18 protein-coding genes and 1 tRNA gene are annotated in these 23,231 nt (G+C 71.4%); 16 read left to right on the forward strand and 3 right to left on the reverse strand.

Going from position 1 to position 23,231, the window contains the following annotated elements:
* Window positions 1–2 precede the first annotated feature (2 nt).
* Window positions 3–797 (reverse strand): SGNH/GDSL hydrolase family protein, encoded by a 795-nt coding sequence (locus tag ACEN9V_RS01695; RefSeq protein ID WP_413601873.1) that lies wholly within the window; start codon window positions 795–797, stop codon window positions 3–5.
* 23 nt (window positions 798–820) lie between these two features.
* On the opposite strand from ACEN9V_RS01695, the gene ACEN9V_RS01700 reads away from it, so the two are divergent.
* The 6 genes from ACEN9V_RS01700 to ACEN9V_RS01725 all read left to right on the forward strand — a co-directional run bounded on the left by ACEN9V_RS01700 (window position 821) and on the right by ACEN9V_RS01725 (window position 9,161).
* On the forward strand, window positions 821–1,978 hold the full coding sequence (locus tag ACEN9V_RS01700; RefSeq protein ID WP_413601874.1) for an acyl-CoA dehydrogenase family protein: 1,158 nt from the start codon (window positions 821–823) through the stop codon (window positions 1,976–1,978).
* 19 nt (window positions 1,979–1,997) lie between these two features.
* Window positions 1,998–4,361: an FUSC family protein gene (locus ACEN9V_RS01705; protein WP_413601875.1), complete on the forward strand. Its 2,364-nt coding sequence runs from the start codon at window positions 1,998–2,000 to the stop codon at window positions 4,359–4,361.
* Window positions 4,358–5,608, forward strand: a complete 1,251-nt coding sequence (gene dinB, locus ACEN9V_RS01710) for a DNA polymerase IV (protein ID WP_281264614.1) — start codon at window positions 4,358–4,360, stop codon at window positions 5,606–5,608. Before ACEN9V_RS01705 ends, dinB begins: the two co-directional genes overlap by 4 nt.
* 146 nt (window positions 5,609–5,754) lie before the next feature.
* Window positions 5,755–7,548 carry a DEAD/DEAH box helicase gene (locus ACEN9V_RS01715; protein ID WP_413603026.1) on the forward strand — a complete coding sequence of 598 codons (1,794 nt, stop codon included), beginning with the start codon at window positions 5,755–5,757 and terminating at the stop codon, window positions 7,546–7,548.
* 13 nt (window positions 7,549–7,561) lie between these two features.
* Window positions 7,562–7,765 (forward strand): hypothetical protein, encoded by a 204-nt coding sequence (locus tag ACEN9V_RS01720; RefSeq protein WP_281264613.1) that lies wholly within the window; start codon window positions 7,562–7,564, stop codon window positions 7,763–7,765.
* Window positions 7,766–7,835: 70 nt separating this feature from the next.
* Complete coding sequence (locus tag ACEN9V_RS01725) at window positions 7,836–9,161, forward strand: NAD(P)/FAD-dependent oxidoreductase (protein ID WP_413601876.1); 1,326 nt, start codon at window positions 7,836–7,838, stop codon at window positions 9,159–9,161.
* 305 nt (window positions 9,162–9,466) lie between these two features.
* Here the strand turns inward: ACEN9V_RS01725 and ACEN9V_RS01730 are convergent.
* Window positions 9,467–9,552 (reverse strand) — tRNA-Leu (locus ACEN9V_RS01730).
* Window positions 9,553–9,720: 168 nt separating this feature from the next.
* On the opposite strand from ACEN9V_RS01730, the gene ACEN9V_RS01735 reads away from it, so the two are divergent.
* The 3 genes from ACEN9V_RS01735 to mshC are packed head-to-tail and all read left to right on the forward strand — an operon-like array spanning window position 9,721 to window position 13,154.
* Complete coding sequence (locus ACEN9V_RS01735) at window positions 9,721–11,040, forward strand: M20/M25/M40 family metallo-hydrolase (protein ID WP_413601877.1); 1,320 nt, start codon at window positions 9,721–9,723, stop codon at window positions 11,038–11,040.
* 48 nt (window positions 11,041–11,088) lie between these two features.
* Window positions 11,089–11,916 (forward strand): undecaprenyl-diphosphate phosphatase, encoded by an 828-nt coding sequence (locus ACEN9V_RS01740; protein WP_413601878.1) that lies wholly within the window; start codon window positions 11,089–11,091, stop codon window positions 11,914–11,916.
* A complete protein-coding gene (gene mshC, locus ACEN9V_RS01745) occupies window positions 11,913–13,154 on the forward strand; it encodes a cysteine--1-D-myo-inosityl 2-amino-2-deoxy-alpha-D-glucopyranoside ligase (RefSeq protein ID WP_413601879.1) in 1,242 nt (413 codons plus the stop codon). The genes ACEN9V_RS01740 and mshC overlap by 4 nt, the downstream gene beginning before the upstream one ends.
* 416 nt (window positions 13,155–13,570) lie before the next feature.
* Here the strand turns inward: mshC and ACEN9V_RS01750 are convergent, their stop codons facing one another.
* Window positions 13,571–14,503 carry a PAC2 family protein gene (locus ACEN9V_RS01750; protein ID WP_413601880.1) on the reverse strand — a complete coding sequence of 311 codons (933 nt, stop codon included), beginning with the start codon at window positions 14,501–14,503 and terminating at the stop codon, window positions 13,571–13,573.
* 137 nt (window positions 14,504–14,640) lie between these two features.
* Between ACEN9V_RS01750 and ACEN9V_RS01755 the strand changes: the two genes are divergently transcribed.
* The 7 genes from ACEN9V_RS01755 (at window position 14,641) to ACEN9V_RS01785 (ending at window position 23,224) form a co-directional block, all read left to right on the forward strand.
* On the forward strand, window positions 14,641–15,369 hold the full coding sequence (locus tag ACEN9V_RS01755; protein WP_281264607.1) for an HAD family hydrolase: 729 nt from the start codon (window positions 14,641–14,643) through the stop codon (window positions 15,367–15,369).
* A gap of 26 nt (window positions 15,370–15,395) precedes the next feature.
* Complete coding sequence (locus ACEN9V_RS01760) at window positions 15,396–16,457, forward strand: tRNA (adenine-N1)-methyltransferase (RefSeq protein ID WP_413603027.1); 1,062 nt, start codon at window positions 15,396–15,398, stop codon at window positions 16,455–16,457.
* Between the two features lie 44 nt (window positions 16,458–16,501).
* A complete protein-coding gene (locus ACEN9V_RS01765) occupies window positions 16,502–17,407 on the forward strand; it encodes an FKBP-type peptidyl-prolyl cis-trans isomerase (protein ID WP_413601881.1) in 906 nt (301 codons plus the stop codon).
* A gap of 92 nt (window positions 17,408–17,499) precedes the next feature.
* Entirely contained in the window at window positions 17,500–18,540 is a 1,041-nt protein-coding gene (locus tag ACEN9V_RS01770) for a helix-turn-helix transcriptional regulator (protein WP_413601882.1), read from the forward strand.
* Window positions 18,533–19,504 carry a helix-turn-helix transcriptional regulator gene (locus ACEN9V_RS01775; RefSeq protein WP_413601883.1) on the forward strand — a complete coding sequence of 324 codons (972 nt, stop codon included), beginning with the start codon at window positions 18,533–18,535 and terminating at the stop codon, window positions 19,502–19,504. The genes ACEN9V_RS01770 and ACEN9V_RS01775 overlap by 8 nt, the downstream gene beginning before the upstream one ends.
* Window positions 19,505–20,000: 496 nt before the next feature.
* Window positions 20,001–20,753, forward strand: a complete 753-nt coding sequence (tatC, locus tag ACEN9V_RS01780; RefSeq protein WP_281267580.1) for a twin-arginine translocase subunit TatC — start codon at window positions 20,001–20,003, stop codon at window positions 20,751–20,753.
* A complete protein-coding gene (locus ACEN9V_RS01785; RefSeq protein WP_413601884.1) occupies window positions 20,750–23,224 on the forward strand; it encodes a DEAD/DEAH box helicase in 2,475 nt (824 codons plus the stop codon). The genes tatC and ACEN9V_RS01785 overlap by 4 nt, the downstream gene beginning before the upstream one ends.
* Window positions 23,225–23,231 lie beyond the last annotated feature (7 nt).

The raw sequence follows: 23,231 nt of genomic DNA on the forward strand, positions 1-23,231 counted from the left end.
CGCTAGGGCGTGTCGCTCCGGTGCTCGACGATCGTCTGCAGCTCCGGGCGTTTCGGGCTGATGCCGTCGCCGGACGAGGTGTGCCGGATGCGGCGGACGACCCACGGCACGAGGTACTCCTTCGCCCAGCCGAGGTCCTCGGCGCGGGCTTCGCGCCAGGGCCGCGCGGCGAGGGGCTCCGGGTTGAATGGCTCGAGTCCGTGCTGCACCCCGAGGGAGTCGAGCACGGCCGCGGCGATCGTCGCGTGGCCCATGGGGGAGTGGTGCAGCCGGTCGGGCGCCCACATGCGTGAGTCGCGGAGCACCCGGAGCGCCCACATGTCGGCGACGAGCGCACCGTGCTTGAGGGCGATGGCGTGCAGGTGCTCGTTGTAGATCGCCGCCTTGCCACGGACGAGCCCGAGCACCGGGGTCATGCCGACGTCCGGGCCGGTGAAGATGACGACGGTCGCGCCGTCGCGTCGCAGGTCGGCGACGGTCTGGTCGAAGCGCGAGGCGATCTCGTCCGGGTCCGAGCCCGGGCGGATGATGTCGTTGCCGCCGGCGGAGATCGTGATCAGGTCGGGCCCGAGCGCCAGCGCGTCCGACACCTGCTCGTCGATGATCTGCTGGAGCAGGCGTCCGCGGATCGCGAGGTTGGCGTACGCGAAGTCGTCGGTCTGGTGGGCGAGGACCTCGGCGACCCGGTCTGCCCAGCCGCGGAACCCACCCGGCACGGTCGGGTCCGGGTCTCCGAGCCCTTCGGTGAACGAGTCACCGATCGCGACGTACCTGGACCACGGATGACGATCTGACACGCCTCGGAACATAGTCTCGTGCCATGACGAAGGCAAAGCCGTGGACCGTTCCGGACGACCTGCTCGCCCGGTTGGCGGAGCGCGCGCCACGGTACGACGCCGAGAACGCGTTCTGCACCGAGGACCTCGACGAACTCCGTGCGGCCGGGTACCTGCGCATCGGGGTGCCGATCGCGGACGGCGGCAGCGGGCTCGGTCTGCGCGCGACTGCTGCGGTCCAGCGGGAGATCGCCCGGGCCGCGCCGGCGACGGCGCTGGCCCTCGGCATGCACCAGGTCTGGGTGCAGGCGGCCCGCAGCGTGTCCGCTCGTGGTGAGTCGTTCCTCCAGTCCGTCACGGACCACGCCGCGGCGGACCGGCTGCTGGCCTTCGGGGTCAGCGAACCCGGCAACGACCGTGTGCTCTTCGACTCGTTGACCGAGGCCGCGCCCGACGGGCATGGCGGCTACCGGTTCACGGGCACGAAGGTCTCCACGTCGCTGGCACCAGCGTGGGACGTGCTGAGCGTCTTCGGGAAGGACTCGACGGGCGACGAGCCGCGACTGGTGCACGGGTTCGCCCTCCGTGCCGATGGGGGCATCCGGCACCTCGACGACTGGGACACCCTCGGCATGCGGGCGACGCAGAGCCGGACGACCCTGCTCGAGGGCGTCCACGTGCCCGCGGACCGGATCGTGCGGTCGCTGCCGGTCGGGCCGACCGCGGACCCGCTCGTCTTCGGGGTGTTCGCCGCGTTCGAGTTGCTCGTCGCGTCGGTGTACGTGGGGATCGCCACGCGGGCGCTCGACCTCGCGGTGGAGCGGGTCCGCGACCGGCGGGGGATGGACGGGACGTCGCGTGCGGACGACCCGGACGTGCGCCGGGCGATCGCGGACATGCGCGGGGCGGTCGACGCCGTCGCGCTCCAGGTGGACGCGCTGGCTCGGGACGTGGACGAGCTCGAGGACCACGGGCCCCGGTGGTTCCCGCTCCTCGTCGGCACCAAGGCCCGCACGGTGGACGCCGCACAGTCCGTCGTGGACGAGGCGATGCGGGTCGTCGGCGGCGGGTCGTACCGGGCGTCGAGCGAACTCGCGCGGCTGGCCAGGGACGTGCGGGCCGGGCAGTACCACCCGTCCTCGCGGGACTCGGCCGCGCGCACGATCGCGACCGAGGTGCTCGGACCCCCGTCAGCAAAGTAGTTCAGATGCGGTACTATTGGTGTTTTCCCCGCAGGAGGCGATGCGCCAGGTGACGAGCACGACGGACGCGACGATCGAACGGACCGACCGCGGCCGCTCCGCACCCACGCACCGGACGCCACCACGGCGTCGGACCCGCCGCCAGCGCCTGTGGGATCGCCTGCTCGTCCTCGACCCGGGCTTCGTGAAGAGCGAGGGCGCCCTCCGCACCCTGCTCTGCGTCCCGGCCGGCATGGCCGTCGGGTACGCGATCGCCCTCGGGTTCGGGCTGCCAGCGATCCTCGGGCTGATGATCGGTGCGATGCCGGCGTTCATCACGTGCCTGGTCATCGTCGACCCGAGCGCAGGACGCGTCGCCGGGCGCACCGGTGCCGTCGTCGTGCCCTTCGTGATCGCCCTGGCCGGCAGCATCGCGCTGCACCCGTTCCGCATCGTCGAACTCGTGCTCATCGTCGTGCTGCTCTTCGTGCAGTTCCTGGCGTTCCAGTGGGGGAAGTGGGCGTCCGACACCGCCATCGTGGCCTTCTCCGGGTACCTGTGCGGGCTGCTGCTGCCGCTCCCGGAGACGGCGGTGCTGCCGCTGTCGATCGTCGTCGCCGGCTCCCTCGCCGTGACGATCGTGATCCGGACCGTGTTCCTCCGTCCGAACCCGTACCGTTCCCTGATGCGCACCCGGCGCGGCTTCGTGGCGCGCGGGTCGGACGTGCTCGAGGCGGCGACCGCCGCCCTCGCGACCGCCGACGAACCGCGCCGTCGTGCTCGCGCGCTCCGGCGGCTCCGGCACCGGCGTGCGCAGTACCACGAGATCGCGCTGACGGTCGACGGCATGCTCGCGGCGAGCGGCGTCGACGGTACGGCCGACGAGCTGCACCGACTCGTGTTCGACACCCACTTCGCGATCGACGAGCTCGGTCGTGCCGCAGCGGCCCTCGTCGAGCAGGGCGCGCCCGAGGACGTCCGGCACGCAGCGCTCCGGGCGTTCACGACGGTGCTCCGGCACGGCGGCAGCGCCGGGGACGACGCCGGGCGGACGCTCGGAGCCCGGTTCGCGATCACGGCGACCGCTGCCGACCGGGGGTCGCGGACCGCGGTGCTCGTGCAGCGGATGGGCCGGGAGTTCGCGGACCTCCGGACGGCCGGGCTGCGCTGGAGGGAACTCCGCGACGAGCTGCCCCGCGCGGGCGACGGCGTGCCGTTCGCGTCCCCGGTGATCCTCGCGGGTGGCCGCCCGGTCGGCGCCGTGCCGGTCGTCGCGGACGAGATCGCCGAGGGACCGTGGCGCCGGTTCCACATGACGGCGTCGCTCCGGACCGCGGTGCACGCGGCGATCGCCGTCGCGATCACGGAGCCACTCGCCCTGCTCCTCGACGGCAGTCGCTTCTACTGGGGCGTCATCGGCGTGATGATCGTCCTCGCCGGCACGAACACCACCCCGGAGCGTGTCCGCAAGGGGATCCACCGCGGCGTCGGGACGATCGTCGGCGGTGCGGTCGGCATCGGACTGGTGCACGTCCTCGGCACCGACCACCCCTGGGTCACGATGGTCATGGTCTGCGTGCTGCTCGCCGTCGGCACCTACGGGTTCGGCGGTCTGTACGCGGTCTGGGCGGCGTGCCTCGTCGTCGTGCTCTGCCAGGTCTACGACTACTCGGGCACCTTCACGGACGCGCTCATCCCGATGCGCCTCGCCGAGAACCTGCTCGGCGCGACCATCGCGATCCTGGTCAGCCTGGTGGTGCTGCCGCTCGCGACGCGCAGCGTCGTCCGTCGTGCCGTCCGCCGGCAGCTCGTGGCGGTGCGGGCCTTCGTGCTGGCGACCGTGGGGGTGGACGCAGACGCGACCGACGACGGCGACGAGGCGGACGGGACCACGGCCTCCCGGTCGGACCGGCTCGACCTGCGCTCCCGCTCCCGTGCCGTCGACAACGCGACGTACCAGCTCGAGAGCGTCCTGAAGCCGATGGTGCGGTTCCCGACGGGCGGGCCGGCGCGCGCCGACGCGCGGATGCGGGCGTCGCTGCAGGCGGCTGCGGCGTTCGCGCGGGAGCTGGCCGGGAGGCCCGGTGCGGCCCCGGCGGTCGTCCCCGCAACCCTGCGCGGTGCGGCCGAACACCTCGCCGCGTCCGTGGACACGCTGTCGGACCGGGTCGTGGCCGGTCCCGCTGCCGCTGCCGAGGGGGTCTGGACCCGGATCACCGACCGGCTCGAGGACGTGGCGCAGTCACTCCCCGACGGTCCGGACGGCGACGCGCTGCGGGACCGCGTGCACGCGCTCGGTCGCATCGACGAGTCGCTCGCGCTGCTGGCCGAGCGGGTCGGCATGACGGTCGTCGGCGACGCCTCGACGCCGATGTCGGCGGTCGGTGGCACCATCTCGGTGTGAGCAAGCAGGACGGACGCAACCGCCTCGTCTCCGACCAACCGGTCGCGGACCTGACGGCGACGGTGCTGCACGTCGACATGGACGCGTTCTTCGCCTCGGTGGAACTGCTCGACCGGCCGGACCTCCGCGGGCTGCCGGTGATCGTCGGGCACGACTCCGACCGCTCGGTGGTCACGGCCGCCACCTACGAAGCCCGCAAGTACGGCGTGAACTCGGCGATGCCGATGGCCGTCGCGAAGCGCCGCTGCCCGAACGCGATCATCGTCGAGCCGCACTTCGAGAAGTACCGGGCGAACTCCGAAGCGGTGATGGACGTCTTCGATCGATTCACCCCCAGGGTCGAACGGCTCGGCATCGACGAGGCGTTCCTCGACGTCGCCGGGGCCGTCCGGATGTACGGCACGCCGTGGGAGATCGGCACCGCGATCCGCCGCGCCGTGTTCGAGGCGACCGGGCTGCACTGCTCGGTCGGTGCCGCGTCGACGAAGTTCGTCGCCAAGCTCGCCTCCAGCCGCGCCAAGCCAGCGGGGCTCCTCGTGGTCCCCGAAGCCGAGACCGTGGCGTTCCTCCACCCGCAGCCGGTGTCCGCGCTGTGGGGTGTGGGCGGCAAGACGCAGGAGATCCTCGAGCGCCGTGGCATCCGCACCGTCGGCGACCTGGCGACCACGCCGCTCGGCTCACTCGTGTCCGCGCTCGGCCCTGCCGGTGGGCAGCGTCTGCACGACCTGTCGTGGGGGCGTGACCCCCGCGTGGTCGACACGGCCGTCGGCGAGAAGTCGATCGGGCACGAAGTCACCTTCGGCACCGACCTCACCGACCGCGACGCCGTCGCTCGGGAGCTCCTGCGCCTGGCGGAGAAGGTCGCCGTCCGCATGCGCCGTGCCGACGTCCAGGCCCGCACGATCGCCCTCAAGGTCCGCTACACCGACTTCACGACGGTGACCCGCTCGCGGACCCTCGCCGAGCCGACCGACGTGGCCCGCCGGATCCACCGCGAAGCCGTCGAGCTGTACGACGTGCTGCACAAGCCGGGCAACCGCATCCGGCTCATCGGGGTCCGCGGCGAGAACCTCGTCCCGACCGCGGCGAGCAACGCGCTGTGGGACGACGACGCGCCGTGGCGTGAGACCGAGACCACCGTCGACGCGGTCACGGCCCGCTTCGGCGCCGGCGTGCTCCGACCGGCGTCGCTGGTCCGCGGCACGCCCGAGCAACGACCTCCGCACGCCCGACAGGACATCGGGTGACGGTAGAATCGGGGACAGTGAGCGCAGCGGAGTACGAACACCAGCAGCACGCCGCGGCCGACGGACTCGACACCGAGCGGGCCACGGCGCCGTCGGAGGAACTCGGGCAGGCCCGATCGGCATCGGCCGAACTCGCGCCGGCCGAACTGGCCGAGATCGCGGGCAACGCCGCGGCGGAGCACCTCTCGCCGGCCTTCCCGGACCGCGCGGCATGGGGCACCGCGTCGAAGCTCCGCGCCTGGCAGGTCGAAGCGCTCACCAAGTACTTCGAGACCGAACCGCGCGACTTCCTCGCGGCCGCGACGCCCGGTGCCGGCAAGACGACGTTCGCGCTCCGGCTGGCGACCGAACTGCTCGCCCGGGGCACCGTCGACCGCATCGTGGTGGTCGCACCGACGGAACACCTGAAGCGTCAGTGGGCGGACGCCGCCGACCGCGTGAGCATCCGCATCGACCCGATGTTCAAGAACGGCGACGGCATGTTCGGCCGGCACTACCAGGGCGTCGCGATCACGTACGCCCAGGTCGGCATGAACCCCGAGGTCCACAGGAAGATCACCGAGGGCGGGCGCACGCTCGTGATCCTCGACGAGGTCCACCACGGCGGGGACGCACTCACGTGGGGCGACGGCATCAGGGAGGCGTTCAGCGGGGCCACCCGGCGCCTGTCGCTCTCCGGGACGCCGTTCCGCTCGGACACCGCACCGATCCCGTTCGTGCAGTACGCCCCCGACGAGCAGGGCATCCGCACGTCGATCTCCGACTACAACTACGGCTACGGACGCGCCCTGCAGGACGGCGTGGTCCGTCCCGTGCTGTTCATGGCGTACGCCGGCCAGATGCGCTGGAAGACGCGCATGGGCGACGAGATGTCGGCATCCCTCGGCGAGCAGGTCACCAAGGACATCACGGCGCAGGCGTGGCGCACGGCCCTGTCGCCGGAAGGCGAGTGGATGCCGGCGGTGCTCTCGGCGGCCGACAAGCGCCTGACCGAGGTCCGGCGCGGTGTGCCGGACGCCGGCGGCCTGGTCATCGCGACCGACACCACGACCGCGCGTGCGTACGCCAGGATCCTGCAGCAGATCACGGGGGAGCGCCCGACCGTCGTCCTCTCCGACGAAGCGGCGGGGTCGAGCCGGATCGGCGCGTTCGCCGCGGACACCTCACGGTGGATGGTCGCGGTCCGGATGGTGTCGGAAGGCGTCGACGTCCCCCGGCTCTGCGTCGGGGTGTACGCGACCAGCGCGAGCACGCCGCTGTTCTTCGCGCAGGTGATCGGCCGCTTCGTGCGTGCACGTCGCCGTGGGGAGACGGCGTCGGTGTTCCTGCCGAGCGTCCCGGGGCTGATGGCCCTCGCCGCGACCCTCGAGCTCGAGCGCGACCACGCCCTCGACCGCCCGAAGGACGCCGACGACGGGATGTACAACCCGGAAGACGCGATGGTCGCCGAGGCCAACAAGGAAGAGCGTGCCTCGGAGAGCCTCCTCGACGTGCAGCCGTTCGAGGCCCTCGACTCGCAGGCGTCGTTCGACCGTGTCCTCTACGACGGGGGTGAGTTCGGCACCGGTGGCGAGATCGGCTCGCTGGAGGAACTCGACTTCATCGGTATCCCCGGGCTCCTCGAACCCGACCAGGTGCGCGACCTGCTGCGTGCGCGTCAGGCCACCCAGGCGAAGCGATCCAAGGGTCGCGCCGTGAAGGACGGCCAACCGAAGGCGGCAGCGCCCGAGAACCGGCCCATGTACATGACGCTCAAGGAACAGCGGTCGGAGCTCCAGCGGCTCGTGTCGATCTGGTCCAGGCACTCGAACGAGCCGCACGGCGCCATCCACGCGGAACTCCGTCGGATCAGCGGGGGACCGGCCGTCGCACAGGCGAGCATCGAGCAGATCCAGAAACGCATCGACCTGCTGCGCTCCCGCATCGGCGGCCGCCGGTGACCCGGGTGCGCGCGTGATCGTCGCCGTCGACGACCGGACCTGGCTCGTGAAGCGCACGGCCGAGTCCTCTCCCGAGGCGATCATCGACCGGTTCGGTGGCGGGTACCGTCTCCGCCGCTTCAGCCTCACCGAGTCGCGCCGGACCGCGCACGGGGTGTACCTCGGGGTCGACCTCGCCGAGACGGCGTGGTGGCGGTTGCGCGACGGTCGTCGTTGATCTCGACCGGATCTCGGCATTCTGCGCGGCGTACATGACGCAGCAAGGTCAGATCGAGTAGACCGGAGGAATGGCAGACTCCATCCCTCACGTCCTCGTCCTCGGTGGCGGCTCGGCCGGCTACACAACCGTCAAGCAGCTCCAGAAGCACGCCGCGACCGTCCCGATGCGCATCACCCTCGTCGACCAGAACACGTACTACACGTACCTGCCGTTCCTGCCAGAGGTCGCCGGCGGTCACATCGCGCCGAAGGACGTCACGGTCGAGCTCCGTCGTGCGCTGCGCAAGACCCGGGTGATCCAGGGCAAGGTCACCGGGATCTCGTCCGCCGACAAGACCGTCTCGATCGCCACGGCCGGCGGCGACGACCGCACGCTCGGCTACGACCAGCTCGTCGTCGCGCTCGGCTCCGTCACGCGGACCTTCCCGACGCCCGGACTCGAAGAGGTCGGTGTCGGCTTCAAGAGCGTGGAAGAGGCGGCGTACGTCCGGGCGAAGCTGCTCGACAACATCGCGAAGGCTGCGGCGACCCGTGACGAGGACGAGCGTCGCCGGCTCCTGACCAGCATCTTCATCGGCGGCGGCTACACCGGCGTCGAGGCGATCGGTGAGCTGTTCGACGTCTCGCAGGCCGCGATCAAGACCTACCCGTCGCTCGCGGGGGAGCAGCCGCGCTGGGTGCTCATCGACGCGCTCGACCGCGTGGCACCCGAGGTCGGCCCCGAGCTGTCGAAGTGGACCCTCGAGTCCCTCCGCGCCCGCGGCATCGACGTCCGCCTGAAGACCACCATGCCGAGCTGCGAGGGCGGCGTCGTGAAGCTCTCCGACGGCGACGAGTTCGCCACCGGGCTGCTCGTCTGGACCGCCGGCGTCAAGCCGAACCCGCTCCTCGACGCCTCCGACCTGCCGCGCGGGCCGAAGGGGCACCTCGCCGCCAACGCGAAGCTCCAGGTCGAGAACGAGGAGACGCACGAGGTCGTCGCGGGCGTCTGGGGTCTCGGCGACGTCGCGCAGGTCCCCGACCTCACCGCGGACAAGCAGCCGGCGTACTACCCGCCGAACGCGCAGAACGCCGTGCGCCAGGCCGTCGTGGCGGCGGACAACGTCGTCGCGACGATCACGGGCAAGCCGCTCGAGGAGTACCGCCACCCGTCGATCGGGACCGTCGCCTCGTACGGCGTCGGGAAGGGTGCCGCGAACATCAAGGGCATCAAGATGACGAACCTCTTCGCGTGGCTCGCACACCGGGCGTACCACGTCTACGCGATGCCGACCCTGAACCGCAAGGCGCGCATCGTCATCGGCTGGGTGACCGGCGCGGTCTCCGGTCGCGACGCGACCTCGCTCATCAAGGAGACCGACCCGCGCCGCGCCTTCGTGGACGCGACGAAGTAGCGACCGCCTGACCGACGGGAGGCCCGGTGCCAGCTGGCACCGGGCCTCCCGTCCGTCTGCTGGTCCCGTTGGCCGCGCACCCTCCCGACTCGGAACGACCAGGCCGCTGTCGCACGACAGCGACCCTGTCGCTCCTTGCGGGCGCAACAGTTGCACGCGCGCGGTTGCGACGTACCCGCTGTCGTACGACAGCGACTCTGTCGCTCCTTGCGGACGCAACGACTGTCACGGAGGAGCCGAACGGGCGCGCAAAAACGAACGGCCCACCCGAAGGTGAGCCGTTCGCCGCGTGTCTCAACACTGCGTGTCCGAGGGGGGACTTGAACCCCCACGCCCTAATACGGGCACTAGCACCTCAAGCTAGCGCGTCTACCAATTCCGCCACCCGGACAGGTGTTCGTTTCAGTTGTCGGCCGCTCCGGCGGATTTCCCCGGCGTTGCTGCCGGAGAAGACATTAGCACGGCTCTGAACGCACGTTGAACACGGGCGCGCATCCCGGGCGCGTCCTCCGGCGACGGCGAGTTCCGGCGCGTCAGCGGTGCCCGATAGCGTTGGAGCATGACGACGGATCCCGCGGCCACCACGACCGAGCTCGAAGCCACCGCGACGATCGCCAGGGACCTCATCCGGATCGACACCACGAACTGGGGCGAGGGCCGCTCGAGAGGCGAGACGGAAGCGGCGCACTACGTCGAAGCCAAGCTGCAGGAGCTCGGCGCGACGCCGCAGCTGTTCGAGTCGGAGCCCGACCGGGTGAGCGTCGTCGCACGCATCCCCGGGCGTGATCGCAGCAAGCCGGCGCTCGTCGTGCACGGCCACCTCGACGTCGTCCCGGCCGATCCCGCGAACTGGAGCGTCGACCCGTTCGGCGGCGTGGTCAAGGACGGCATGCTGTGGGGCCGCGGCGCGGTGGACATGAAGAACATGGACGCGATGATGCTCACCGCCCTCGGTGACGTGATCGCCGCGCAGGGGGCACCAGAGCGCGACCTCGTGATCGCGTACTTCGCGGACGAGGAAGCCGGGGGAGTCCTCGGCTCTCACCACGTCGTGTCCGAGCACCCCGAGGTGTTCGCCGGAGCGTCGGCCGCCATCAGCGAGGTCGGTGGCTACTCCATCACGCTCGGTGATCGCCGCGCCTACCTGCTGCAGACCGGCGAGAAGGCCCTGATGTGGATCAAGCTCGTCGCGAAGGGCACCGCGGCGCACGGCTCGCACGTCATCCGCGACAACGCCGTGACCAAGCTCGCAGCGGCCGTCGCCCGGATCGGCAGCGAGGAGTGGCCCGTCCGGCTGTCCGCCACGACCGAGGCGATGGTCGCCGAGGTCGCACGGTTCCTCGGCGTCGACCCCGCGGTGACCGGCCCGGACGAAGTGGCCCTCGCGACGGGATCGGCGTCCCGGTTCATCCACGCGGCGCTCCACACGACCTCGAACCCGACGGTGCTGCAGGCCGGGTACAAGCACAACGTCATCCCCGACGCCGCCGAGGCGCTCATCGACATCCGGTGCCTCCCCGGTGACGAAGAGACGGTCCTCGATCGCGTGCGGGAGCTCGCCGGCGACGACGTCGAGGTCGTGATGTCCTTCCGCGACATCGGTCTCGAGCAGGACTTCGGCGGACCGCTCGTGGACGCCGTCCGTGACGTCCTCGACCGCCACGACCCGGGTGCGCCCGTGCTGCCGTACCTGCTGTCCGGCGGGACCGACAACAAGGCGCTGTCGACCCTCGGCATCGCGGGCTACGGCTTCGTGCCGCTCCAGCTGCCGGCCGGCGTCGACTTCCCGGCGATGTTCCACGGTGTCGACGAGCGCGTGCCGCTGGACTCGCTCGCGTTCGGTCGTCGTGTCCTCGGGGACCTGCTCGCGTCGTATTGATATGCTGTCGGGTGGCCACCGGCGACCACGACCCGAAAGGCCGCGCCAGTGCACATCCTCGAGGCGATCTTCCTCGGCTTCGTGCAGGGACTGACCGAGTTCCTGCCCGTCTCCTCCAGCGCACACCTGCGCATCGTCGGACTCTTCCTGCCGGACGCGCAGGACCCGGGTGCCGCGTTCACCGCCGTGACGCAGCTCGGGACCGAGACCGCGGTGCTCATCTACTTCTGGCGGGACATCACGCGCATCGTCAAACGCTGGTTCGGGGCGCTCGGTGGCAGGGTCCCGCGCAACGACCCCGACGTGCGACTCGGCTGGCTCGTGATCATCGGCACGATCCCGATCGGCGTCGTCGGACTCCTGCTGCAGCACTCCATCGAGACCACCTTCCGCTCGCTCTGGATCGTCGCGATCGTCCTCATCGTGTTCGGCATCGTCCTCGGTGTGCTCGACCGCATCGGCCGCAAGGAACGACGGATCGAGCACATGACCTTCGGCGGCGGGATCCTGATCGGCATCGCGCAGGTGCTCGCTCTGGTCCCCGGTGTCTCGCGCTCCGGGGCCACCGTCTCGATGGGGCTCGCCCTCGGGTACACCCGTGCCGCAGCCGCGCGTTTCGCGTTCCTGCTCGCGATCCCGGCGGTGTTCCTGTCCGGCCTGTACGAGGCCGCGACCAGCCTCAGCGACACCGGCGCGCCCTTCGGGGTGGCCGACACCGTCATCGCGACCGTGGTGGCGTTCGTCGTCGGGTTCGTCGTGATCGCGGCGTTCATGAACTACATCAGCAAGCGCAGCTTCATGCCGTTCGTCTACTACCGCATCGCACTCGGTATTGTTCTCATCGTGTTGCTGTCGCTCGGAGTGATCCAGCCGTGAGGGCCTGGGAGGCCCCGTCCGTCCCCGACGTCGGCGGGACCGGGCCCCGTCCGGTCGTGCACGACACGGCGACCGGGAAGCCCGTCGACCCGACCCACGGTGACGACCGTGCGGCGTTGTACGTCTGCGGGATCACCCCGTACGACGCCACGCACCTGGGACACGCCGCGACGTACCTGGCGTTCGACACGCTGGGCCGGGCCTGGCGCGACGCCGGGCTCGACGTCGAGTACGCGCAGAACACCACCGACGTGGACGACCCGCTGCTCGAGCGGGCGACCCGTGACGGCATCGACTGGCAGGAGCTCGCGGCGTCGCAGATCGACCTGTTCCGACGGGACATGGAAGCCCTGCGCATCCTGCCGCCCGACGACTACGTGGCCGTCACCGACGAGGTCGAGCGCATCGCCGAGGCCGTCGCGTTCCTGCAGGAGACCGGCTACGCCTACAGCGTGCCGACGCCCGACTCTGCCGGCGACGACCTCTACTTCGACGTCAACCGTCCGACCGAGTCCTGGGCGCTCGGCGACGAGAGCCGCATGGACCGCGAGACGATGCTGGCCCTGTCCGCAGACCGCGGCGGCGATCCGGACCGAGCAGGCAAGCGCGACCCGCTCGACCCGCTGCTCTGGCGGGCCGCCCGTGCGGGGGAGCCGCGCTGGGAGACCGTGCTCGGCGAGGGGCGCCCCGGCTGGCACATCGAGTGCAGCGTCATCGCCGGCGACCGGTTGGGCCTGCCGATCAGCGTGCAGGGCGGTGGCAGCGACCTGGTCTTCCCGCACCACGAGATGAGTGCTGGGCACGCTGCGGCGCTGGCGCACCAGCCGTTGGCGCACGCGTACGTGCACACCGGCATGATCGCGTACCAGGGCGAAAAGATCTCGAAGTCGCTCGGCAACCTGGTCACCGTCCGCGGCCTGCTCGACGACGGGGCCGATCCCCGTGCGATCCGGCTCGCGCTCCTGTCGCACCGGTACTCGGACGACTGGGAGTGGTTCGACGCCGAACTGTCGAGCGCCATCCGGCGGCTCGCAGCCTGGGACTCGTGGGCGACGGCGGGCGCGGGACACGCCGATGACGCCGACGACGTCATCGCGCGCATCCGAGCGCGCGTCGCCGACGACCTCGACACGCCGGGTGCGGTCGCGGCCGTCGACACCGCGGTCGCCGGCGGGACCCGGTGCACGCCCGAGCTCGTCGACCTGGTCGACGCCCTGCTCGGCATCCGTATCGCCTGACGCGCGCCCACTACCGGTACCTGCCGCCAGGCATCTGCCGACCGGTCACAACACCCCGTTCACGTCTGCCGCGGCACCTGCCGACCGGTCACAACACCCCGTTCACGTCTGCCGCGGCACCTGCCGACCGGTCACAACACCCCGCTCACGTCTGCCGAGCGGCCACGATCCGTCGTTCCGGCTGCCCGCGAGCGACAGTTCGTGGCCGGTCGGCGGAGGCGGACGGGGTGTCGTGACCAGTCGGCGGGCGGCGGGCGGCAGGCGGCGGGCGGGGCGCGGGATCCGGACGGGCGCCGAATCGGACGGGAGGCTCGGTGCCAGCTGGCACCGTCCCTCCAGGCTCGGCCGTCACCCCGCTGGCGCGGTGCGCCGGTACCGGCTGGTGGGGCCCACCTCCCGTCCGTCGTCGCGCGCTCCTACTGCGGTGGCTGCGGGGGCCGCCACGGGCCCTCGCCCGCCTGGCCGGGACCGTCCTTGCCGTCCTTGCGCTCCCGACGCCGCAGGTACTGCTCGAACTCCTGCGCGATGGCGTCACCCGACGCCTCGGGGGAGTCGACGGTGTCGCGTGCCTGCTCGAGCTGCTCGATGTACGACGCCATGTCCTCGTCGTCGGAGGCCAGGGCGTCGATGCCCTCTTCCCACTGCGTCGCGTCGTCGAGGAGTGTGCCGCGGGGGACCGTGACGTCGGTGAGCTCCTCCATCTTGTCCAGGAGCGACAGCGTGGCCTTGGGCGACGGCGCGTTGTGCACGTAGTGCGGGACCGAGGCCCAGAGGGACAGCGTCGTGAGCCCGGCCTTGTCCATCGTGTCGGAGAGCACACCGAGGATGCCAGTGGGGCCCTCGTAGGACGACTTGTCGACGTCGAACGCGGCACGGACGCCGGCGTTCTCGCTCGACACGAACACCGAGATCGGACGGGTGTGCGGGACGTCCGCGAGCATGGCGCCGACGAACACCACCGCGTCGATGGAGTACACGTCGGCGAGGTCGATGATCTCGGCGCAGAACGCCCGCCACGTGCGGGACGGCTCCGGTCCGACGAGCACGAAGACGTCGCGCTCCGCCGGGGAACCCGCCGCGCCGATGACCGGGCGTCCGACGTCGCCGGGGCCGTGCAGCACGATCCGCGGCCACTGGATCCCGCGGACGCCGTTGTCGTCGCTGCCGACGTTCGGGCGGTTGAACTGGTAGTCGACGTACTGCTCCCCGTCGATCTCCCGCAGTTCGTCGAGCCCGAGTGCGTCGACGATCCGCCGGGCGAGGCCACTGGCGGCTTCCCCGGCGTCGTTCCAGCCCTCGAACGCGACGACCAGCAGGCGGCCGTCGTTGAAGGGGGAGTGCTGTGGCACGGAGCGGACCTCCTGGAGGTGGAGTGGAGCGGGTCGGCGCGGGAGGCGAACCGTCCACAGCCGACCGGACACGATCAGGCATCCACAATAGGCCCCAGGGCCTTCGGCGACCGCGTGCGCCGGTAGACTCGTCGCCCGTGACCGCGCATCCCCTCGCCCTCGTCCAGCCCGCAGCCGTGCTGTGGGACATGGACGGCACGATCATCGACACCGAGCCGATCTGGCAGCAGTCCCAAGTGGAGCTGACCGGCCGCTACGGCGCCGAGTGGACCCACGAGGACGGGCTCTCCCTGGTGGGGAGCGGCCTCGAGCGCTCGGGGGAGATCCTGCGGGACAAGGGCGTCGACATGGAGGTCGAGGAGATCGTCCAGTGGATGACCTCGTACGTCATGGAGCGGCTGGCGCACGACGACCTGCCGTGGCGACCCGGTGCGCGTGAGCTCATCGAGGAACTGCACGCCCGTGGCATCCCCACGGCACTCGTGACGATGTCCCGCCGCACCATGGCGCTCGTCGCCGCTGACGCCCTGGCGGACCACCCGTTCCGGGTCGTCGTCGCCGGCGACGACGTCGAGCACCCGAAGCCCCACCCCGAGGCGTACCTGACCGCAGCCGCCCAGCTGGGCGTCGACGCCACCGCATGCGTCGCGATCGAGGACTCCGCCACCGGTGTCGCCGCGGCCGTCGCGTCCGGCGCCGTCACGATCGCCGTCGAACACATCGTGCCGCTGCCGGAGACGGCCGGCGACGTCTACCTGACGTCGCTCGCCGGTGTCGACGTGGACCGGCTGGTGGCACTCACCTCGCCGGCGCTGGCCGCACGAGCCGGTGGGTCCGCCACCGACGCCGAGGAGGTCGCACGGTGAACGCCGAGCTCCCCGACACCACCGGACTGCCGCACACGACCGGCGGCACCCCGCACACCCCGCCGCGCGGGCCGTTCCGCGCGGGCGACCGCGTGCAGCTCACCGGCCCCAAGGGCAAGCTCACGACGCTCTCGCTCGAGCCCGGCGTGATCTACCACACGCACCGCGGCATGCTCGCGCACGACGACGTGATCGGGCAGCCGGACGGATCCGTCATCACCGCGAGCTCGGGCGACGAGTACCTCGCGCTCCGGCCGCTGCTGAACGACTACGTCATGTCGATGCCGCGCGGTGCGGCGATCGTCTACCCGAAGGACGCCGCGCAGATCGTGGCGTTCGCCGACGTCTTCCCCGGGGCCCGCGTGGTCGAGGCCGGTGTCGGCTCCGGCGCGCTCTCGCTCTGGCTGCTCCGCGCGATCGGTCCGACCGGCCGCCTGCAGTCGTTCGAGCGCCGCGACGAGTTCGCCGAGATCGCCCGTGGGAACGTCGGCACCTTCCTCGGCGCCGTGCCGGACAACTGGAGCGTGACCGTCGGCGACCTCGTCGAGGAGCTCCCCGGTGCCACCGAACCCCAGAGCGTCGACCGCGTCGTGCTCGACATGCTCGCGCCGTGGGAGTGCGTCGACGCGGCCGCCGACGCGCTCGTGCCCGGCGGGCTGATCGTCTGCTACGTCGCGACCGTCACGCAGCTGAGCCGCACGGCGGAGGCGCTCCGCGACACCGGCCGGTTCACCGACCCCCAGTCGAGCGAGACGCTCGTGCGCACCTGGCACGTCGAGGGGCTCGCCGTCCGACCGGACCACCGCATGGTCGGACACACCGGGTTCCTCGTGACGGCACGCCGTCTGGCCGACGGTGTGGTCCTCCCGAACCTGAAGCGACGCGCAGGCAAGGCGGAGTTCTCCGACGAGGACGTCGAGGCCTGGACGCCGGGCGCCGTCGGCGAACGGTCCGCCAGCGACAAGAAGCTCCGCAAGGTGGCGCGCCAGGCGGCGGCACAGGCCCGGAAGGTCGCGGCCGCCGAAGCCGCGGACGCGGCAGGAGCCGGCGCGATGGACGCGTCCGATCCTGATGGAGACGACCGGTAGGCTACCGACCGTTGCCCGCCCCGCATCGAACGGAAAGAGGGTCCGTGCGCACCATCCCCGCACTCCTGGTCACCATCGGACTGGCCGCGTCGCTCACGGCATGCGCGTCGAGCGGAGCCGGCACGACGCCGTCGAGCTGCAACGCTCCCGGTGCCGCGTCCGAGTCCGTCACCGCGTCGGGCGCGTTCGGCAAGGAGCCGAAGGTCTCGATCCCCGCGGGGCTCACCACGAAGGGCACCCAGGTCTCGGTCCTGAAGCAGGGCGACGGCCGCACGGTGGGGAACGGCACGCCGGTCCTCATCGAGTACACGCTCGTCGACGGCGCCACCGGGAAGGTCGCGCAGACCAGCGGGTACTCCGGCACGACCGCGCCGATCACCGCGGGTTCCTCGAACGCCGGTGCCCTCGGCAAGGCGCTCGAGTGCGCGAAGGTCGGCGACCGGCTCGCCGTGGCGCTGCCGCAGAGTGCGCTGTCGAGCGGCGCGACCTCGACCAAGAAGACCGAGGACGCCGTCGTCGCGGTGATCGACGTCAAGCGGGCGTTCGACTCCCGCGCCACCGGGACCCCGCAGCTCGCGGGTGACCACATGCCCGCCGTCGTCCTGGCGCCCGACGGTGCCCCCGGCATCACGGTGCCGTCGTCCGCGGCACCGTCCTCCGATGAGACCCACCTGCTCCGCAAAGGCCACGGCGAGGTGCTCACCGACAAGGACACCGCGGTCATCAAGTACACCGCCGTCACGTGGGGCAACGACTCCACGGTCGCCGGGTCGAGCTGGACCGACGGGACCGGCGCCCAGACCGTGCCCCTCGCAAAGGGGCAGGTCCAGGAAGGCGTGCGCAGCGCGCTCGTCGGCCGGAAGGTCGGCGACCAGGTGCTCGCGATCGTCCACCAGCAGGGTGTGGCCTACGCGTACGTCATCGACGTGCTCGGCTCGATGAAGTCCTGACCCGGATCCCGGTCCTGACGACGTTCGTCCGCTCTCCACGAACCCGCGCGCGGGTGCACTCCGGTGCCCCCGCGCTGCCGTAGGATCGGCTCGTGCCAGCCACCCGTGTGCCCCGCGTACCGGCGGAAGAACGCCTGTTCAGCCTCGTGCTCGCGCTGCTGTCGACCGAGTCGGGCCTGACGAAGTCCGAGATCCTGACGAACGTCCAGGGCTACCGACAGCGGTTCGCGGCCGGTGGTGACAACGCGTCGCTCGAGCGGCAGTTCGAACGCGACAAGGACGACGTCCGCGAACTCGGCATCCCGCTCGAGACCATCGAGACCCCCGGGTCGTCCGGCAACAACCAGACTCTGCGGTACCGCATCCCGAAGGGCGAGTACGACCTGCCCCTCGACGTCCGGTTCACCCCGGACGAATCCGCGCTGCTGTCGCTCGCGGCGATGGCGTGGCGTGAAGGGGCCCTGTCGTCCGATTCGCGTCGAGCGCTCCTCAAGGTCCGTTCCGCCGGTGATGACGACAGCCGCGCCGGCGCGACCGGCATGGACGCGTACGCTCCGCGGCTCCGCGCACGGGACGCCGCGTTCGAACCACTCCGTGCCGCGCTCGACCGCGCGGCAGCCGTCCGGTTCGACTACATCACCCCTGGTGAACACGAAGCACGACGGCGCGATGTCGCTCCGCTGGCGCTCGTGCAGCACGGCGGCCGGTGGATGCTCGCCGCACACGAACCCTCGACGGACTCCGACAAGAACTACCTGCTCTCGCGGATCGTCGGTCCCGTCACGACGTACGAGCCGGGTCGCCACCCGGCGCCCGCCGGTGCGGGGGAGCGGACCCTCGCGGAACTCGACCGGCTCTGGTCCGAGCGCACGGCGACGATCGCGGTCCTCCCCGGGTCGGATGCCGAACGCCGTCTCGGCCGTCGGCGGGACACCACCGCACAGGGCGATGGCGTCCTCGTGCTCCACTACGTCGACCCGCAGATCCTCGCCGAGGAACTCGCCGCCTTCGGCCCAGAGGTACAGGTGCTCGAACCCGCGGACGTCCGCGACCGCGTGCTCGACCGTCTCCGCGGCCTCGTCGCCGACCACGGCGGAGTCGCCGACCACAGCGAAGGGGTGCTCCGTGGCTGAACCCCAGCCGCTCCAGGCGCAGGACAAGCTCGCGTTCCTGCTCGCACTGGTGCCGTACCTGATCGACCGCGAGCGGGTCTCCGTGGCCGAGGCCGCTCGGCACTTCGGCGTCCCGGAGACCAGGATCCGCCGCGCGGTGGAGCTCATCGCCGTGTCGGGGATCCCCGGCGAGACGATGCAGTACCAGCACGGCGACCTGTTCGACATCGCCTGGGACGACTTCGAGCAGAACGACATGATCGTGCTGACGAACCTCGTGGCGATCGACGACTCCCCGCGGCTCTCCGCACGAGAAGCCTCTGCGCTCATCGCAGGCCTGCAGTACCTCTCCGCGCTGCCGGAAGCCGCCGACCGCGACGCCATCCGGGCGCTCATGGCGAAGCTCTCCCGCGGTGCTGGTGGAGCATCCGCGAACGTCGCCGTCGGCCAGGAGCGCCACGACGCCACGCTCGCCACCATCCGGCAGGCGATGTCCGACGGCTGTGGACTCGTGTTCGACTACGCCGGCCCGCGGACCCAGGGCAGCACGCGCTCGGTGGACCCGCTCCGCGTGGAGTCCATCGACACGGACTGGTACCTCCGCGCCTGGGACCTCGATCGTGCAGCGCTCCGCACGTTCCGACTGGACCGGATGTCGGCCGTGCGCGTCGACGACCGCCAGGCGTCGCACTCGACGGACGACGTCACCATCCCCGACACGCTGTTCCAGCAGAGCGCGGACGACGTGATCGTGACCGTGGAGCTCGACGCCTCGTCGTTGCCGCTCGTGGCGGACTTCCTCGCGGACACCGCCGACGTGCCCGACGCCGATCGGCGCGTGCGCATCCGGCTCGCCGCGTCCGCGGGGTTCGACGGTGTGGTGCGTCTCGTCGCCGGCCTGCCGGGGCGGGCCGTCGTGCTCGACCCGCCCGCTGCGCGTGACGCCGTGCGCGCCTTCGCGGCGTCCGCGCTCCCCGCGTCCTGACGGCAGCGGCGCGCGACGCCGTGCGCGTGGCGACGCGACGCCGCGCGCGTGGCGACCCGCCGCCGCGCGCGTGGCGCCGCGACCCCGCGCGGGGGTCGACGCGGGCGGTGCCGACGCGCGGTGGGAGCGGACGGGCCCTGGTCGCGACCGTCCACCGGACGGGAGGCTCGTTCCCGGCCCGCACCGTGCCTCCCGTCCGCCGACCGCCCACCGGACCCGCAGAGGCCGCCGACCGCGGCGAGTGGTCGCGACACCCCGCGCATCGACCGCCCACCGGTCGCAGACCGTCGGTCGGTGATCCCGACGACGACGGACGTTGACCGGTCGGCGGATCCGAGCGGGGTGTCGTGACCACTCGCCCGAAGGTGCGCTGTGCGTTCGCACGTCCTGCCGCCGACCGGGGGCCGCGCTGCCGTAGGATCGACGCATGGCTTCGACGACCGCGCGCGGGCGAGAGAAGCGGCAGGGTCGCCGTCCGAAGGAACCCGAAGGCCGCATGTCCCTCGGGCAGCACCTCATCGAGCTGCGCAACCGCCTGTTCAAGGCCGTCCTCGCGGTCCTCGTCGGTGCGGTCGGCGGCTGGTTCCTGACCCCGTTCGTGCTCGACTCGCTGCGCGCCCCCGTGTCCCAGCTGGCGAAGGTCGGTGGGCACACCGCCGAGCTGAACTTCCCGATGATCACGGGCGCGTTCGACCTCAAGCTGCAGATCGCGATCACGATCGGCATCGTGATCGCGAGCCCGGTGTGGCTCTACCAGATCTGGGCGTTCATCGTCCCGGCGCTGGTCCGGCGCGAGAAGCAGTACGTGTGGGGCTTCCTCGGCACGGCGATCCCGCTGTTCTTCGCCGGGTGCTACTTCGGCTGGTACGTCCTGCCGCACATCGTCGGGATCCTCGGCAGCTTCGTGTCGAGCCAGGACACCTCCATCGTCGATGCGAAGGCCTACTACGACTTCGTCATCAAGCTCATCGTGGCCGTCGGCATCGCCTTCGTGCTGCCCGTGTTCCTGGTGCTGCTGAACTTCGTCGGCGTGCTCGAGGCGAAGTCGATCATCAAGTCCTGGCGCGTGGCCATCCTCTGCATCCTGGTCTTCTGCGCGATCGTGACCCCGAGCGCCGACGTCATCTCGATGTTCCTGCTCGCGATCCCGATGATGGTGCTCTACGTCGCCGCCTGCGTGGTGACCTGGCTGCACGACCGTCGTCTCGCGAAGCGCCAGGCCAAGCTCGACGCCGAGTACGGCCTGTGACCGACACCGGGCTGAGCGCGGCCGAGCGGTTCCAGGCCGCCCGCGTCCGGAGCCGGTCGCGCAACCTGGAGCTGTTCCGTGCGGACCTGCGGTTCGACCTGGACGCGTTCCAGTTCGCCGCGTGCGATGCGCTCGACCAGGGGCGGAGCGTGCTCGTCGCCGCTCCGACCGGCGCCGGCAAGACGATCGTCGCCGAGTTCGCGATCTGGCTGGCGATGCGGCAGCCGACGGCGAAGGTGTTCTACACGACGCCGATGAAGGCGCTGAGCAACCAGAAGTACGCCGAACTCGTGGAGGCGTACGGGGAGTCCGAGGTGGGGCTCCTGACCGGCGACACCAACGTCAACCCCCGGGCACGGGTCGTCGTGATGACGACCGAGGTGCTCCGCAACATGATCTACGCGGACTCCGACCTGCTCGACGACCTGGCATGGGTCGTGCTGGACGAGGTCCACTACCTCGCCGACCGGTTCCGGGGCGCGGTCTGGGAAGAGGTGATCCTGCACCTGCCGACCGAGGTCCGTCTGGTCTCGCTCAGCGCGACGGTGTCCAACGCCGAGGAGTTCGGCGACTGGCTGCAGACCGTCCGCGGCGACACCGACGTCATCGTGTCCGAGGACCGTCCGGTGCCCCTCGAGCAGCACGTGCTCGTCGGCAACAAGATGGTCGACCTCTTCGACTCGTCCGGTGCCGCGGCGACCAACCGCGTGAACCCCGAGCTGCTGCGTCTCGTCGGCGGAGGCTCGCGCAACGACAGTCGTGGCGGCCACCGCGGACGTCGGGGTCGTGGCGGGTACGTCGACCGCCGTGGTCCGCGCACCGAGAAGCTGCACCGCGAGCACATCGCCCGCATGCTGGACGAGCGGATGCTGCTCCCGGCGATCTTCTTCGTGTTCAGCCGCAACGGGTGCGACCAGGGTGTCCGGCAGGTCCTGCGGTCCGGGGTGTCCCTGACCACCCGCGAGGAGCGGAACGAGATCCGCGAGACCGCGGAGTACCACTGCCGGACGCTCCTCGACGAGGACCTCGCCGTCCTCGGGTACTGGGAGTGGCTCGAAGGCCTCGAGCGGGGCGTCGCGGCGCACCACGCCGGGCTCCTGCCCGCGTTCAAGGAGGTCGTCGAGGACCTCTTCCAGCGCAAGCTCCTCAAGGTCGTCTTCGCGACGGAGACCCTGGCGCTCGGGGTCAACATGCCGGCGCGCACGGTCGTCCTCGAGAAGCTCGAGAAGTTCAACGGCGAGGCCCGTGTGCCGATCACGCCGGGGGAGTACACGCAGCTCACGGGTCGAGCCGGCCGTCGGGGGATCGACGTCGAGGGGCACTCGGTCATCCAGTGGACCGACGGCCTCGAACCGCAGGCCGTCGCGTCGCTCGCGAGCCGTCGGACGTACCCCCTCAACTCCTCGTTCAAGCCGACGTACAACATGGCCGTGAACCTGATCGAGCAGTTCGGTCGACAGCGCACGCGTGAGGTCCTCGAGACGTCCTTCGCGCAGTTCCAGGCGGACCGCTCCGTCGTCGACCTCGCCAGGAAGGTGCGGTCGCAGCAGGAGTCGCTCGACGGCTACCAGCGGTCGATGGCGTGCCACCTCGGCGACTTCACCGAGTACGCGGCGCTGCGACGGCGACTCTCGGACCTCGAACGCACGAACGTCCCCGGTGGCCGCGAAGCCTCGCACGGTGCCCGCCAGGAACGGCAGTCCCAGATCACCGAGGTGCGGCGCGCCCTGCAGCGTCACCCGTGCCACGCCTGTCCCGACCGCGAAGCGCACGCCCGCTGGGCGGAGCGCTGGTACAAGCTCAAGCGCGTCAACGACAAGCTCGTGCAGCAGATCCGCTCCCGGACCGGCGCCGTCGCGACGACGTTCGACCGGGTGACCGACGTGCTCGTCCAGCTCGGGTACCTCGTGCCGAGCGGGAACGACGCCGACGGCGCACCTGGCGGCGCCGAGGACGGCGAGCTCACCGTGGCAGCGGGTGGTCGTCGTCTGCAGCGGATCTACGGCGAGCGTGACCTGCTCGTCGCCGAGTGCCTCGAGGCCGGGGTGTGGAAGGACCTCACGCCCGCACAGCTCGCCGCGATGGCAGCAACGATCGTCTACCAGCCCCGTCGGGAGGACGCTCCGGGGACCGAGCACGCACTGCCGCGCGGCGCGTTCCGCCCGGCGCTCGACGAGACCCTGACGATCTGGTCACGCCTCGACGACGTGGAGCGCGACGCCCGGCTGTCCGGTTCGCAGCCGCCGACCCCCGCGATCGCCGTCGGCATGTTCCGGTGGGCGTCCGGCTCGGCGCTCGACGACGTCCTGCGGTCGCTCGACCTGGCGGCAGGTGACTTCGTCCGGTGGTGCAAGCAGGTCATCGACCTCCTCGACCAGATCAAGAACGCCGGCGACCCCGAGCTCGCCGAGACCGCCCGACGTGCGACGGACGCGGTCCGCCGCGGCATCGTCGCGTACGCGACGGTCTGACGGGAGG

The organism is Curtobacterium sp. Curtsp57 (assembly GCF_047324335.1).
In the GTDB taxonomy this organism is placed as follows: Bacteria; Actinomycetota; Actinomycetes; order Actinomycetales; family Microbacteriaceae; genus Curtobacterium.

Coding starts and splice junctions, on each gene's coding strand:
- ACEN9V_RS01700 (WP_413601874.1), top strand. CDS start 821: ATGACGAAGGCAAAGCCGTGGACCGTTCCGGACGACCTGCTCGCCCGG.
- ACEN9V_RS01725 (WP_413601876.1), top strand. CDS start 7,836: ATGGCAGACTCCATCCCTCACGTCCTCGTCCTCGGTGGCGGCTCGGCC.
- ACEN9V_RS01735 (WP_413601877.1), top strand. CDS start 9,721: ATGACGACGGATCCCGCGGCCACCACGACCGAGCTCGAAGCCACCGCG.
- tatC (WP_281267580.1), top strand. CDS start 20,001: ATGTCCCTCGGGCAGCACCTCATCGAGCTGCGCAACCGCCTGTTCAAG.